Raw genomic sequence first — 13,879 nt, 5'->3', positions numbered from 1 at the left:
AGTTAATCGGTTTTCGCCAATCTTTTTCTCTCATTTTCTTTATTAATTTGAAGAAGCCTGAAATTTAAGTTGACGTAATTGTTTTGCGTGCTGCAAGGTTGTTTCATTAATTTCAACACCACCTGACATGCGAGCTAACTCAAAGATGATTTGATTTTCATCAAGTTCTACAATTGTACTGCTGGCTGGGTCAGTTTGTTGTTTTTTTACTAATAAATGCTGATCAGATTGTGCAGCAACTTGTGCTTGGTGAGTAATACATAAGAGCTGGACATGTTGCGCCAAGTCGGCAAGTAAACGTCCTACAACTTCTGCGGTTCCTCCACTAATCCCGACATCAATTTCATCAAACACCAACACTTCGGATTCGGTTTTTTCAGCATTCATGACTTGCATCACGAGTGCAATACGAGAAAGCTCACCACCTGAGGCCACTCGTGCCAAGGGTTGTGGAGGAATGCCTTTGTTGGCCGTAAATAAAAGTTGAATAAAGCTTAAACCCTCTGCACCTGGTTGCTCTAATGGTTCGAACTTAAACTCGAAGTGTGCCTCTGGTAGAGCTAAAGGTTTCACTTGTTCAGTTAATTGTTTAGCAAGCGGAGCGGCAGCTTCACGACGAATATTGTCTAGATGCTGAGCTTTTTCTAAAAACTCCTCATGTGATTTTTCAACTTGCTCTGCCAGTGTTTCGGGGTCTTCAAGTTGATGCAATTGCTCAAGCTCACGTTGCCAAGCTTCATATTCTTCTTTAAGTGTTTCCGGTTGAGTCCGGTATTTGCGTCCCAGACGATGAAAAACCTCAAGTTTAGAGTTGAGTTCTTCCATCCGCTCAGGGTCAAAGCTCTGACGATCAATAAATTGACGCAAATTTGCCGTTGCATCATCTATTTCACTTTGAGCATTGAGCAAAGAGTTATAAATTTCAGAAAGTTGATCACTACGCCCGGCATGAGATTCTAAACGGCGAATAATCGAAGACATTTCTTGAGTAATATTTTGCTCAGCTTCATCTAAAACATTTAAGCTGTAGCTACAGTCTTGCATGATATGTTCATGATGACTAAGGCGATCAAATTCTTGCTCAATTTCTTTGTAATCGGTTTGGACAACTTCTTCAAGTTCTTCAATTTGATGCTCTAAAGTACCAATACGTTGCAAACGTGTTGCTTGCGCATCTAAGGCTGCTTGATGCAAACGAATCGTGCGTTGCCACATACTATAGGCTTCGCGTACATCATTCGCTTCAACATAAAAATTGTTATAACGGTCTAGCCAATGCTTTGGATAAGGCGGCTCAAGAAGCTGTTGCTGGCTGTGTTGGCTATAGAGTTGAACAAGCAAACGGCCTAATTCTTTAAGTTCAGATAAACTGCTTGGGCGGCCATTGACCCATGCTTTACTACGGCCAGTTGCAAAAATAACACGGCGTAAATGAATTTCCCCAGAATCATCATCTAGCTCATGTTCTTGCAGCCATTTAGCTTCAGGACTATGATTTTTATAGGTAAAAACTGCGGTGATGTCCGCTTTGTCCGAACCATAGCGGACATAATTCGTATCGGTACGTTCCCCTAGGCAGGCAGAGAGTGCATCCAGTAATAATGATTTTCCGGCACCTGTTTCGCCTGTTAGAACATTAAATCCTTGTTCTATATCAATAGCCAAATGATCAGCTAATGCAAAATTAATTAAAGTTAAATGTGTGAGCATAAACGCATCCAACGCGCCAAATTATGGGTTAAAGATAGAGAAGTTTTGAATTTGCTACAAGTGATCTATTATTCTAACTGAAATTATAGAACAGCAAGATTGCGGATATTTACAATGAAAAAAACATTAAGCTTACCGAAACCGCCCATAGGGATGATCAACCGTCATAAAAAAAGCAATCCTGCAGAAATGAATAAAATTTTAAATCAACATTTTAATGCATTCAAACAAGCTGCCGCACAAGGAGATTATGCCAAAGCTTATCAACATGTTAAACAAGCTGTTAATTTAGTTCCCAAGCATCCGGGAGCATTATCCGATTTGGCATATACTGAGCTACGCTTACGCCGTTATAACGATGCTTATCAACACTATTTGCAAGCGATTCAGGCAAGTGGTTCTGCTGTAAATACAAATTTATATGATGGATTAACAGAGGTTTGTCATCATTTAAATAAAAAAGAAGAAACAATCAAATTTGGTCATTTGGCAATTTCAACCAAAAAAGAACTCACTCAGAATGAGCCTGTTTCACCTATTCCAGATCATGCGCCGCCTGAGTTTAGTTCAAACCCTCAAGAAAATATTATTTCCTTTTCATTGTTTGGTGCAAACCCTCGTTATTGTGAAACTTCTATTTTAAATACCCAGTTAGCCAAAGAAATATATCCAGAATGGACTTGTCGGTTCTATATAGATGATACGGTGCCAGTACTTGTGCAACAGCGTTTAAAAGAGAAGGGTGCACAAGTGATACAAGTAACGGATGCTCAAAAACAACTATCAGGGCTGTTCTGGCGTTTTTTGGTGATGGATGATCCAACAATTAAACGTTTTCTTATACGTGATGCCGACTCGATTGTGTCGCATCGTGAAAAGGCAGCTGTAGATGCGTGGCTTAAGAGTGATAAATGGTTTCATTTAATGCGAGATAATTACTCTCATACTGAGCTAATTCTGGCGGGGATGTGGGGCGGCTGTACAGGTATTTTTCATAATATTGAAGCACATATCAGAGATTATGTTGCCACAGGACGTTATCTGGATAATCGGGTGATGGATCAGCATTATTTGCGCTATTGTATTTGGCCGACTTTAAAACAGAGTGTGCTGATACACGATAGCCAGCAATTCGATTCAGATGCTATCGATTTTCCAACATACGATCTGGCGTTAATGCAAAACGATAGCGAAAATTTTCATGTAGGAATGAATGACGGTTCACCGGTGGTTGCTACAGCAGTTGCCCATCCAACAGCACAAAGAGTGTGTTGGGTACTCCTCGATGAAAATCAGGTTGAAGTTTGCAGATACGATGCAATTGTGTCGAGTAGTCGAAATTTTGAGATTAACTTACCTCATGCTTTTGCCAAAAAAATTCAGGCCGAGCAGTGGAAATTACAAGTCTATCCGTATGAAAACTGATTGATTAGTTAATTAGGCACAATTAAACTACATTCATCATAATTTATATAAATATGGCATTATCTGGAGAATGTACATGAGTACAAACCAATTTGATCATGTAACGGTCATCAAAAAATCAAACGTTTATTTTGGTGGAGCATGTATCAGCCATACCGTGCAATTTGAAGATGGAACGAAAAAAACACTAGGTGTTATTTTGCCGACTGAGCAAGCCTTAACTTTTGAGACGCATGTCCCTGAGCGTATGGAAATTATTTCAGGTGAATGTCGCGTAACAATTGCGGACAGTAATGAAAGTGAATTGTTCCGTGCAGGCCAATCATTTTACGTGCCTGGCAATAGCGTTTTTAAAATCGAAACTGACGAAGTTCTCGATTATGTGTGCCATTTAGAAGGCTAAGAAATTCCTGTTCAAATCGGGTACACTATGCCCAAAGAAATCCTGTGAAGTTGGCTTTGCAGGATTTTTATTTTTTTGCTCAAACGTTGTTAGAGGTCATGCATGGCAAAACAGGAATATTATTATGGCGTTCATTCAGTGGAGTCATTGCTAGAACTTGAGCCGGAGCGTGTGCTAACCCTGTTTACGTTAAAAGGACGGGATGATCAGCGTTTGCAAAAGATTTTGCAATTGGCAGAGCCTTTTGGAATCAGTGTACAAAAAGCAAGCCGCGATAGTCTTGAAAAACTTGCTGGTCTACCATTTCATCAAGGCGTGGTTGCAGCAGTGCGTCCGCATCCTGTCTTAAATGAGCAAGACCTTGATCAAATCTTAAGTGAAACTCCAGATGCATTGTTGTTAGCATTGGATCAGGTGACAGACCCCCATAACTTAGGGGCTTGTATCCGCACCGCTGCTGCGATGGGCGTGCAAGCAGTTATTGTGCCTCGTGATCGTGCGGCGGGTTTAACGCCAACTGCTCGTAAAGTTGCAGCGGGTGGAGCCGAGAAAGTTAAATTTATTCAAGTCACAAATTTAGCTCGTACATTGGCTCATCTTAAAGAAACAACGCATGTACGTGTGATTGGCACTATGCTTGATGAAAGCGCATTACCAATTCAAAAATGCGATTTTTCTGGTGCTATTGTGATTGTAATGGGAGCCGAAGATACTGGTCTGCGCCCTATTACACAGGCACAGTGTGATCATAAAGTTTATATTCCTATGGCTGGAAACTTACAGAGTTTAAATGTGAGTGTGGCGACGGGTATGGCACTTTATGAGGCTTGTCGTCAGCGTTCTGAGGTATAATTTAGCTGCCTTTCTAGTTTTTAAGTCATCTTGATATGTCTCCCCGTAAGCAAGGTTATTTCTTTGTATTGGTGACCATGTGCATTTGGGGCGGGTTTACGCTTTTTGCCCGTTTAAATGCACAGTGGCACATCAGTGCTTGGGATATTGCCGCACTGCGCTTCGCTATAGCCTTCTTAATTTTAATGCCTATTTTGATCTATAAAAAAGATCTCGCTTTTTTATGGAGTAAGCATGCGGTTATTTTGGCCTTGATTGGTGGGGTCATTTATTGTCTGACCGTCTATACCGCTTTTCTCTATGCTCCCGCTGCGCACGCTGCAATTTTCCTAAATGGCTGTATCCCAATTTGTACTGCGTTCGCAGCATATATTTTATTTAGGCAGCCATTTGATAAGCATACATGGGCTAGTCTGGCAATCATGATCGCTGCTTTGGCCCTTATGAGCACTTTAATGCTGCAAGGTAATGCTTCTGCTTTTGGAATAGGTGATTTACTCCTTTTTATTAGTGCGATTTGGTGGGGTATTTTCACTGTGTTACTTAAACAGTGGAAACTTTCCGCATGGCACTCAATGGCAAGTGTTGCGATTTGGTCTGCAATTATTTATTTGCCCATCTATGTTTTATTTTTGCCTAAGCATTTTATGGAAGTCAGTCCTGTTCATTTAGCTATACAAGGCATTTTCCATGGTGTGTTTGTCGTTATTATTGCAACTTTGACTTATGTAGCTGCAATTCAGCGTTTAGGTGCTTTTAAAACAGGAAGTATCGTCACTTTGGCACCTTTTATTGCAGCAATATTGGCTGTGCCATTGTTGGGTGAGACACTGAGTTCATCGATTGTTGTAGGTTTGGTTGGAATGGGAGTGGGTGCCTTACAACCTTGGCGATGGTTTCGACCAGATAGCTTGGCACAAAAAATTAAACAGCAAAATGAGCCAGATTAGTCTGTACGTTTCAAATAACTTTGATGTAAAGGCTCTAATTGTTGATGTAAATGTTCGAGTAATCCGTCATTAAACACAATGTCATTGGCAAGTTCGCGTTTTCGCTCACGTGGCATTTGCGCCGCAATAATTTTCTGGATTTGTTCTTGGTTTTGTCCATCGCGTTGGCTTGCACGCTGAATTTGAGTTTTTTCACTCGCATCAACTAATAACGTGTGATTAACCAGTTCATGCTGGTTGGTTTCAAAAAGCAAAGGTGAAACTAAAATCACATAAGCGCTACGCGGATTTTGTAATTGTTGAATAATAGATTGGCGGATTGCAGGATGAGTAATTTGCTCAAGTGTGTGGCGCGCTTGCGGATTTTGAAAAATATACTCGCGTAGGGCGCGGCGGTCTAAACTCCCGTCTGGTTGAAGTACCCAGTCTCCAAAAGTTTGTTGAATTTTTTGGAGGGCAGGTTGGCCTTTTTCAACCACTTCGCGAGCAACAATGTCGGCATCGACAACTTGTATTCCTTGGGATTCAAACCATTGTGTTGCAGCAGATTTTCCGCTACCAATTCCACCCGTGACTCCCAGAATAAAAGCCATCTTAACCTCCCAAATAGATTTTCATAATCTGGTCACCCCATAAAAAGGCAACCCAGCCTGCAATGGCAATATACGGCCCAAAGGCAAAGGGCTGATTGTCATTGCGTAATTTTAGTAAAATGATGCCAATAATTGCACCCAATAAAGATGACAATAGCACAATTAATGGCAGCATCAATGGCCCCATCCATGCACCTAATGCCGCAAGCAACTTAAAGTCGCCGTAGCCCATGCCTTCTTTACCTGTGATTACTTTAAATAGGTAATACACAATCCATAGGCATAAAAAACCAATTAAGTAACCCCAAATGGCTAAAGTGGGTGTGGTGTAAATGCTAAAGGTATTAATGCCTAAACCAAGTGCTGCTAAAGGCAGGGTAAAACGGTCGGGTAGCAGCTGAGTATCAAAATCAATAAATGTTAGAGCAATCAGGACCCAAGTCAGTACTAGTCCAAAAAGCATTTGTATGGTTGGGCCAAACACCATGACCACAACCAGTGAACATGCCATTGTTAATAGTTCGATGGCTGGGTAGCGCATGCTAATTGCATGCTCACAATGCCCACATTTACCTTTTAAAACCAACCAACTTATGACAGGAATATTTTGATACCAACGGATGGTTTGATGACACTCTGGGCATGAGGAAGCAGGCTTACTTAATGTCAGTTTTTCATGGTCAATAATGGGCTGTTCAGGATCGAGTAACATTTGACATTCTTGCTGCCAATCTTGTTCCATCATTTTTGGAGTGCGATAAATCACCACATTCAAAAAGCTACCAATACACAGGCTCAATAGTGCAACTGCAATATAAAGTGCAGTTAAGTTTTGAATAAAATAAGCAATCATTTCTTGCATTATACAACTGAGCCCATTTGGAAAATTGGAAGATACATAGCAATAACCAGACCGCCTACCAGTACCCCTAAAATTGCCATAATTAAAGGTTCCATCATTGAAGTTAAGCCATCAACGGCATTATCAACTTCATTTTCATAGTAGGTAGCCACTTTATCGAGCATGCTGTCTAGTGCACCAGATTCTTCACCAATTGCGACCATTTGTATAGCCATAGATGGAAAACGATTTGAAACGCGCATCGCAAATTGGAGTTGTTGACCTGTTGCAACATCTTCACGAATTTTCATTACAGCTTGTTCATAAATAACATTATTGGTTGCACCTGCTGTTGATTCAAGTGCATCAATGAGCGGAACACCTGCTGCAAAAGTGGTGGCTAAAGTACGGCTGTAGCGGGCAATAATCGCCTTGTAAACAAGATCACCAAAGATAGGCAACTTAAGCGTGAGTTTGTCTAAACCATTACGGAATTTTTTACTGCGCTTTTTAGCTTCCATAAAAGCAGCAATAATTGCACCAATCACAATAATCATAATGAACCAGTATTCCTGCATCCATTTCGACATATTGACAACCATTTGTGTAAAAGCAGGCAAATCTGCGCCAAAGGAAGAAAACAGGTCTTGAAAGACGGGAACAACTTTAACCATCAAAATAATAGTAACGATCACTGCTACCACAACAACCGTTGCAGGGTATTTCATGGCTTTTTTGATTTTCTGCTTAAGCAATTCACTTTTTTCTTTGTAAATTGCCACACGGTCCAGCATGGTTTCAAGCGCACCAGACTGTTCGCCGGACTCTACAAGAGAGCAAAACAATTTGTCGAAGTGCTGGGGATACTTTCTTAAAGCTGAGGCAAAAGTACTACCTCCTTCAACTTCGCCTTTAATACCAAGTACCACCTCGCGCATCGCCGGGTTTTCTAAACCTTCCGCTACAATTTCAAAGCCTTGTACCAGTGGCACACCAGCTTTCATCATAGTTGCAAGTTGTCGGGTAAAAATAGTGATATCAAGCGTTGATACTTTTTTCTTGAATAGACCCTCAAGAATATTTTTACGCTTTTCCCGAATATTACGGACAGTTACCCCTTGTTTGCGTAGGGTGACTTTGGCTAAAGCCATATTTTTAGCCGGAAGTTCTCCCTTAATTTTTACGCCCTTACGGTCAACCCCTTCATAAGCAAAAGTCGGCATCAATTGTGCCTTTTTGACAGTCATGACATTATCCTTATTTTAAATTGTCTTTTATTCACTGGTCACGCGGTTGACTTCTTGTAACGAAGTAACACCTTGCATGACTTTCTTTAAACCTGAGCAACGTAGATTACTAAACCCCAATTTTTCAGAAGCAGCAGCGATTTCTAAAGCATTGCCATCTTCCATAATAATCTTGGAAATCTCAGGTGTGACTTTCATTACTTCATAAATACCTACTCGACCTTTGTAGCCCTCACGACACTCAGGACAACCGACCGGTTGAAAAACTTGAAAATCGGGATGTGTTAGATCTTGTTCGGTAAAACCCATTTCTAATAGGCTTTGGTTGGGAATGTCAGTAGGTACCTTACATTGAGGGCATAATCGACGTGCCAAACGTTGAGCAATAACCAAATTGACCGATGTCGCAATATTGAAAGATGGAACTCCCATATTGCGTAGACGAGTAAGTGTTTCAGGGGCACTGTTGGTATGTAGTGTGGACATCACCATGTGACCTGTCTGAGCAGCCTTAATCGCGATTTCAGCTGTTTCTAAATCACGAATCTCACCGACCATAATAATGTCAGGGTCCTGACGTAAAAATGATTTAAGCGCAGCCGAAAAAGTAAGACCTACCTTAGGATTCACGTTAACCTGATTAATCCCTTCAAGGTTAATTTCCACTGGATCTTCAGCAGTAGAAATATTAGAACTTTCAGTATTTAAAATGTTGAGGCCCGTATATAAAGATACTGTTTTACCAGAACCTGTAGGACCAGTAATTAAGAGCATACCTTGTGGTTTATCTAATGCTTCCATAAAGAGCGCTTTTTGCTCTTCTTCATATCCTAGAGCATCAATTCCCAGCATGGCACTCGATGGATCAAGAATACGTAGAACTAGCTTTTCACCAAATAAGGTCGGAAGAGAGTTCACACGAAAATCAATTGCTTTAGTTTTCGATAGCTTGAGCTTGATACGACCATCTTGAGGAACACGCTTTTCGGAAATGTCCATTTGAGACATAACTTTTAAACGTGAAGCCAACCGAGTGGCGAGTTGCAAAGGTGGATTTGCAATCTGGCGTAAGACTCCATCGACCCGATAACGGACGCGATACGATTTCTCATACGGTTCGAAATGCAAGTCTGAAGCCCCCATACGAATCGCATCTATTAATAACTTGTTAACATATTTAACAATAGGTGCTTCATCGCCCTGAGGAGTGTCATCATCTTCTTCAGGGGTGGTTGAAGTATCAAGATCTACATCAAGATCGAACTCTTCATCATTAAACTCGAAACTGCTTTCTTCCGTAAATTGCTGTGCCAGAATTTTCTCAAGTTTATGGTGTTCAACAATAACCGCTTCAACCATAAGCTTGCTGTTGAAGCGGATAGCATCAATCGCTTCAATATTGCTTGGGTTACTGGTTGCAACATATAAAATCTGTCCTCTTTGTACGAGAGGCAAGACCCGATGTTTTAAAATCAGTTTCTGGTCGACCAAATCTTTAGGAATCTGGCTGGTATCGTAAACATCCAGATCAAAATATGGTTCAGCAAATTCAATAGAAATTGTTTCAGCTAATAAAGAAGGGGAGAGATGAACCTCTTCAATCAGGTACGCAACCGCATCCCGTTTAGCTCTTTTTGCTGCATCTAATGCTGTTTGCATGGTCGCTGCCGACACATGTTTTTCTTCGACTAATCGTCGAAAAAACCCCGAAAATTTTGGAGATGTATGTATGACTGACATCTGCCTACCTGTGCTCATATGTTTATAATTGGTATATAAAAAATTATACTTTTGTTATCTAAAATTACTACCTGAGAAAATGATGCTCTCGTCTTGATCCGATTGTTAAAACTTGAACCAGTCGTAGTTTTTATTCATTAATTTTTAAAAGCTAAGGCTTTAGGCTCAATAAACTTTTATTACTGTTTTCAAATAGTAGAAAAGATATGAGCAATCCTGTTAAAGAAAAGTATCTGAAATTTGTGGAAATGCGTGTAGAATGTGCTGCATTTTTGATGAAAGGTGAGCCGTATGTCGGGTTCGACGATTACGCCTTGGGTAGTTGGCAACTGGAAAATGAACCCAATGCGTGCCAATGCCAAACAACTTATAGAAGAATTTAAACAACTATTGCAACAAAACCAAATTGCAGATGAAAGCTGCCATGTCGGGGTTGCTCCAGTTTCTATTGCACTTGCAATGGTACAAACACAATTGCAAGATGCTGCAAGAACAGTATATACAGTTGCACAAGATGTATCGCGTGTAGCAGGTACAGGCGCCTATACGGGTGAAGTCAGTGCAGAATTATTAAAAGATAGCGAAATTAATTTTGTATTGGTGGGTCACTCTGAACGCCGTGATTTATTAGGTGATAACGTTGAAATTTTGAAGGCAAAACTCCAAAACTCTTTAAATGCAGGCTTAACTGTCATTTATTGTGTGGGGGAAAGTCTCGAACAGCGTGAACAAGATTTGGCAGAGCAGGTTGTATTGCAACAAATCTGTGATATAGCTCCTATAGTGACCGCAGAGCAATGGCAAAAGCAAATTGTAATTGCTTATGAGCCAATCTGGGCAATTGGTACAGGTAAAACTGCTTCACCACAAGATGCGCAGGCTATGCATGCTAAAATCCGTGAAGGTTTAAGTCAGATTACCTCTGCGGGTCCAGACATTGCTATTTTATATGGCGGTAGTGTAAAAGCTGAAAATGCAGTCGAGTTGGCAGCATGTCCAGATATTAATGGCGCTTTGGTTGGAGGTGCATCGTTAAATGCAGCATCTTTTTACCAAATCGTACAAGCCTTTGCACAATGTAAATAACGAGGATAGGGTATGCACTCTTTTGTACTGATCGTACATATTATTTTAGCGGTACTGATGATTGGCTTGATTCTAGTGCAACACGGTAAAGGTGCGGATGCGGGTGCCTCTTTTGGCGGCGGCGGAGCAGCCACTGTATTTGGCGCATCGGGTTCAGCTAACTTCCTTACTCGCCTTACTGCTGTCTTAACGGCCTTGTTTTTTGTGACTAGTTTAACCCTAGCTGTTTTTGCGAAAAAGCAAACTACAGAGGCTTATAGTCTAAAAACCGTACAAACTACTGCACCAACACCAAGCACATTGCCTGAAACTTCGCCAACTGCACCAAAAACGAGTCAATAATTCGAAATAAGGCTTTCCTTTTGTGGTGGGAAGCACTAGAATGCGTCCCACAAGCTGCGGTGGTGGTGGAATTGGTAGACACGCTACCTTGAGGTGGTAGTGCCTTCGGGCGTGGGGGTTCAAGTCCCCCCTTCCGCACCAGCTTTTAACCAGAAAGTTGATGCGTGTGGTTTGTTTTTGTTGCGGGATGGAGCAGTCTGGTAGCTCGTCGGGCTCATAACCCGAAGGTCGTTGGTTCAAATCCAGCTCCCGCTACCAATTTGATTAAGGTGCAACTTAATCAGACAAATATCTAGTAAGTTTACATTGACTTTATTTGATATTTGTATATAATTTTTGCACGTTGATGCGGGATGGAGCAGTCTGGTAGCTCGTCGGGCTCATAACCCGAAGGTCGTTGGTTCAAATCCAGCTCCCGCTACCAAGTTTCTTAAAAGAGGCTCACAAACAAGTGGGCCTTTTTGCACAGTGGACTATTGTTTTCTGTGCAAGACAGGGGCGATTAACGCCCTTTTTTATTGGTTATCGTATCGCTATCGTGTAGTTTCGACATCAATTGGTCAAATAGTCATGCTTCACTATAGTAGGTCTGTGTCGGTTAAAACAACCGATTGAATCGCACGAGAATGACGAGAGTAAATGAAATTATCAAATAAATCCCAAGCATTGCATGACTTAATTGTTCCTGCAGTACAAGCATGTGGTGTCGACCTTTGGGGAATCGAGTTTCTCCCACAAGGCAAACGTTCATTATTGCGTATTTATATCGACAAAGCGGTAAGTGAAGATGCTGAGCCTGTACTTGATGAAGATGGCGAAGTAGAACAAGGCCGTGGTATTGGTGTACAAGATTGTGTGCGTGTAACACAACAAGTTGGCGCAATGCTGGATGTTCATGATCCAATTTCAGGTGAGTATTCATTAGAAGTTTCTTCACCGGGTTGGGATCGTCCATTTTTTCAACTAGAACAGTTACAAGGCTACATTGGACAACAAATTGCTTTGCGTTTGATTGCCGCAGTAGAAAACCGTCGTAAATTTCAAGCAAAACTTATCTCAGTAGACCTTGAAAATGAAGAAATTCAGGTTGAAGTTGATGGGCAGCACGTGCTTGAGATCGACAGCAACAATATCGATAAGGCAAACTTGATCTATCAAGATTAAATTTATTTAAATTTTATAAGAAATCGGTAGGTGACTTATGGGCCGCGAAATTCTTACCGTTGTTGAAACGGTTAGTAATGAAAAAGGTGTTAGTCGGGAAGCGATCTTCGAGGCTTTAGAACAAGCTCTAGTTGCTGCAACGAAGAAAAGATTTTACGAAGGTACGCATGCTGAAGAAGCTCAGCTTCGTGTAGAAATTGATCGTAAAACTGGTGATTACAGTACGTTCCGTCAATGGACTGTTGTGGCAGATGAAGATCATGAAATGCCAGCTTGCCAAGATGCGATTTCTGACCTTGACCCATCTAAATGGTCAATTGGTGATGTACGTGAACTCGAAGTAGAATCTATTGAGTTTGGTCGTATCGCTGCACAAATTGCAAAACAAGTTATTGTACAAAAAATTCGTGAAGCTGAGCGTGCTTTAGTTGCTGATGCATATGAGTCTAAAGTTGGTGAGTTGATTTACGGTGAAGTGAAAAAACAAACCAAAGATGGCTTTATTATCGATTTAGGCGACAACGCAGAAGCTTATCTTGCGCGCGAAGAAATGATTCCTAAAGAAATTCTTCGCCCTAAACAACGTATGAACGCTATTTTATACAATGTGAACCGTGAAGGTCGTGGCGCTCAGTTGTTGTTATCACGCGCTAAGCCTGAAATGTTAATTGCTTTAATGAAAAAAGAAATTCCTGAGATTTCTGAAGAAATTATTGAAATTAAAGCAGCGGCACGTCAACCGGGCGTTCGTGCTAAAATTGCAGTGAAAACAAATGACCATCGTATTGACCCTGTCGGTGCATGTATTGGTATGCGTGGTACGCGTATTCAAGCAGTACAACAAGAGTTAAACGGTGAACGTATTGATGTAGTGGTCTGGTCTGATGATCCAGCTCAGTACATTGCAAGTGCATTAGAACCAGCTGATGTTTCAGGCATCGTGCTTGATGAAGATGCAAGAAGTGCCGATATTATTTTTGCAACCAGCGATCAATTGGCTCGTGCGATTGGCTCACAAGGCCAGAACGTTCGCTTGGCTTCTGATTTAACTGGCTACAAACTCGACATGATGCTTGAAGAAGAGTATCGTGCTCGTCAGCAAAATGAAGCTCAGCAATATCTTGACATGTTTGTATCACGTCTCGATATTGAAGAAGATTTAGCAATGGCATTGGTGGAAATGGGCTTTACCTCTTTAGAAGAGATTGCTTATGTTCCAGCTGAAACTTTTGACGAAATTGAGCTTGATGCTGAATTGGTTGAGTTATTGCAAAGTCGTGCAAAAGAAGCAGCACTTACTGATGCTTTGAAACAGCAAGAAAATATTCAAGAACCGAGCGCAGACCTTCTAACTATGGAAGGCATGACTTCTGAGATCGCTTACTCGCTTGCCGCGCGCGGTATTATTACTGTCGACGATTTGGCAGATCAGGCTACTGATGATATCTCTGATATTGAAGGTCTTGATCATGAAAAAGCAGGTCAATTGATCATGAAAGCTCGCGAATCATGGTTTAACTAGGAGA

13 protein-coding genes and 3 tRNA genes are annotated in these 13,879 nt (G+C 41.1%); 11 read left to right on the top strand and 5 right to left on the bottom strand.

Annotated elements, in window-relative coordinates; translation table 11 throughout:
* Positions 1–42: 42 nt before the first annotated feature.
* Positions 43–1,710, bottom strand: a complete 1,668-nt coding sequence (gene recN, locus AC2117_RS17135) for a DNA repair protein RecN (protein WP_004640835.1) — start codon at positions 1,708–1,710, stop codon at positions 43–45.
* A gap of 114 nt (positions 1,711–1,824) precedes the next feature.
* Between recN and AC2117_RS17130 the strand changes: the two genes are divergently transcribed.
* The 4 genes from AC2117_RS17130 to AC2117_RS17115 all read left to right on the top strand — a co-directional run bounded on the left by AC2117_RS17130 (position 1,825) and on the right by AC2117_RS17115 (position 5,340).
* Complete coding sequence (locus AC2117_RS17130; RefSeq protein ID WP_133975680.1) at positions 1,825–3,135, top strand: tetratricopeptide repeat protein; 1,311 nt, start codon at positions 1,825–1,827, stop codon at positions 3,133–3,135.
* A 76-nt stretch (positions 3,136–3,211) separates the two neighbouring features.
* Complete coding sequence (locus AC2117_RS17125; protein ID WP_003654567.1) at positions 3,212–3,538, top strand: pyrimidine/purine nucleoside phosphorylase; 327 nt, start codon at positions 3,212–3,214, stop codon at positions 3,536–3,538.
* 102 nt (positions 3,539–3,640) lie between these two features.
* Entirely contained in the window at positions 3,641–4,390 is a 750-nt protein-coding gene (gene rlmB / locus AC2117_RS17120; protein ID WP_133975678.1) for a 23S rRNA (guanosine(2251)-2'-O)-methyltransferase RlmB, read from the top strand.
* A 35-nt stretch (positions 4,391–4,425) separates the two neighbouring features.
* A complete protein-coding gene (locus tag AC2117_RS17115; protein ID WP_133975676.1) occupies positions 4,426–5,340 on the top strand; it encodes a DMT family transporter in 915 nt (304 codons plus the stop codon).
* On the opposite strand, the gene coaE is transcribed toward AC2117_RS17115, so the two are convergent.
* Genes coaE through pilB form a run of 4 tightly spaced genes read right to left on the bottom strand, consistent with a single transcriptional unit; the run spans position 5,337 to position 9,761 of the window.
* Positions 5,337–5,933 (bottom strand): dephospho-CoA kinase, encoded by a 597-nt coding sequence (gene coaE, locus AC2117_RS17110; RefSeq protein WP_133975674.1) that lies wholly within the window; start codon positions 5,931–5,933, stop codon positions 5,337–5,339. The two genes, AC2117_RS17115 and coaE, sit on opposite strands and share 4 nt — an antisense overlap.
* A 1-nt stretch (position 5,934) precedes the next feature.
* Positions 5,935–6,795, bottom strand: a complete 861-nt coding sequence (locus AC2117_RS19165; RefSeq protein WP_133975672.1) for a prepilin peptidase — start codon at positions 6,793–6,795, stop codon at positions 5,935–5,937.
* Positions 6,795–8,021 carry a type II secretion system F family protein gene (locus tag AC2117_RS17100; RefSeq protein ID WP_133975670.1) on the bottom strand — a complete coding sequence of 409 codons (1,227 nt, stop codon included), beginning with the start codon at positions 8,019–8,021 and terminating at the stop codon, positions 6,795–6,797. The genes AC2117_RS19165 and AC2117_RS17100 overlap by 1 nt, the downstream gene beginning before the upstream one ends.
* Before the next feature lie 27 nt (positions 8,022–8,048).
* Positions 8,049–9,761 (bottom strand): type IV-A pilus assembly ATPase PilB, encoded by a 1,713-nt coding sequence (gene pilB / locus AC2117_RS17095; protein ID WP_133975668.1) that lies wholly within the window; start codon positions 9,759–9,761, stop codon positions 8,049–8,051.
* 291 nt (positions 9,762–10,052) lie between these two features.
* Here pilB and tpiA point away from each other — a divergent pair, with 291 nt between their 5' ends.
* The 7 genes from tpiA to nusA all read left to right on the top strand — a co-directional run bounded on the left by tpiA (position 10,053) and on the right by nusA (position 13,875).
* The gene (gene tpiA / locus AC2117_RS17090) at positions 10,053–10,847 is read left to right on the top strand and encodes a triose-phosphate isomerase (RefSeq protein WP_133975666.1); all 795 of its coding nucleotides are present in this window, start codon (positions 10,053–10,055) and stop codon (positions 10,845–10,847) included.
* 12 nt (positions 10,848–10,859) lie between these two features.
* The gene (secG, locus tag AC2117_RS17085; protein WP_092710024.1) at positions 10,860–11,189 is read left to right on the top strand and encodes a preprotein translocase subunit SecG; all 330 of its coding nucleotides are present in this window, start codon (positions 10,860–10,862) and stop codon (positions 11,187–11,189) included.
* 56 nt (positions 11,190–11,245) lie between these two features.
* A tRNA-Leu gene (locus AC2117_RS17080) sits at positions 11,246–11,330 on the top strand.
* 40 nt (positions 11,331–11,370) lie between these two features.
* Positions 11,371–11,447, top strand: a tRNA-Met gene (locus AC2117_RS17075).
* An 89-nt stretch (positions 11,448–11,536) separates the two neighbouring features.
* Positions 11,537–11,613, top strand: a tRNA-Met gene (locus AC2117_RS17070).
* Positions 11,614–11,828: 215 nt separating this feature from the next.
* Positions 11,829–12,353, top strand: a complete 525-nt coding sequence (gene rimP / locus AC2117_RS17065; RefSeq protein WP_092710299.1) for a ribosome maturation factor RimP — start codon at positions 11,829–11,831, stop codon at positions 12,351–12,353.
* Between the two features lie 37 nt (positions 12,354–12,390).
* Complete coding sequence (nusA, locus tag AC2117_RS17060; protein WP_003654584.1) at positions 12,391–13,875, top strand: transcription termination factor NusA; 1,485 nt, start codon at positions 12,391–12,393, stop codon at positions 13,873–13,875.
* Positions 13,876–13,879: the final 4 nt, after the last annotated feature.

This window comes from Acinetobacter calcoaceticus (assembly GCF_900520355.1).
Lineage (GTDB): Bacteria > Pseudomonadota > Gammaproteobacteria > Pseudomonadales > Moraxellaceae > Acinetobacter > Acinetobacter calcoaceticus_C.
Note: the sequence above shows the minus strand (reverse complement) of the source record. Positions and strands in the feature narration are given on the sequence as shown.

What these genes read in the sequence shown, in the direction of transcription:
- recN (WP_004640835.1), bottom strand. Translation starts at nt 1,710, where the DNA reads ATGCTCACACATTTAACTTTAATTAATTTTGCATTAGCTGATCATTTG.
- AC2117_RS17130 (WP_133975680.1), top strand. Translation starts at nt 1,825, where the DNA reads ATGAAAAAAACATTAAGCTTACCGAAACCGCCCATAGGGATGATCAAC.
- AC2117_RS17125 (WP_003654567.1), top strand. Translation starts at nt 3,212, where the DNA reads ATGAGTACAAACCAATTTGATCATGTAACGGTCATCAAAAAATCAAAC.
- rlmB (WP_133975678.1), top strand. Translation starts at nt 3,641, where the DNA reads ATGGCAAAACAGGAATATTATTATGGCGTTCATTCAGTGGAGTCATTG.
- AC2117_RS17115 (WP_133975676.1), top strand. Translation starts at nt 4,426, where the DNA reads ATGTCTCCCCGTAAGCAAGGTTATTTCTTTGTATTGGTGACCATGTGC.
- coaE (WP_133975674.1), bottom strand. Translation starts at nt 5,933, where the DNA reads ATGGCTTTTATTCTGGGAGTCACGGGTGGAATTGGTAGCGGAAAATCT.
- AC2117_RS19165 (WP_133975672.1), bottom strand. Translation starts at nt 6,795, where the DNA reads ATGCAAGAAATGATTGCTTATTTTATTCAAAACTTAACTGCACTTTAT.
- AC2117_RS17100 (WP_133975670.1), bottom strand. Translation starts at nt 8,021, where the DNA reads ATGACTGTCAAAAAGGCACAATTGATGCCGACTTTTGCTTATGAAGGG.
- pilB (WP_133975668.1), bottom strand. Translation starts at nt 9,761, where the DNA reads ATGTCAGTCATACATACATCTCCAAAATTTTCGGGGTTTTTTCGACGA.
- tpiA (WP_133975666.1), top strand. Translation starts at nt 10,053, where the DNA reads ATGTCGGGTTCGACGATTACGCCTTGGGTAGTTGGCAACTGGAAAATG.
- secG (WP_092710024.1), top strand. Translation starts at nt 10,860, where the DNA reads ATGCACTCTTTTGTACTGATCGTACATATTATTTTAGCGGTACTGATG.
- rimP (WP_092710299.1), top strand. Translation starts at nt 11,829, where the DNA reads ATGAAATTATCAAATAAATCCCAAGCATTGCATGACTTAATTGTTCCT.
- nusA (WP_003654584.1), top strand. Translation starts at nt 12,391, where the DNA reads ATGGGCCGCGAAATTCTTACCGTTGTTGAAACGGTTAGTAATGAAAAA.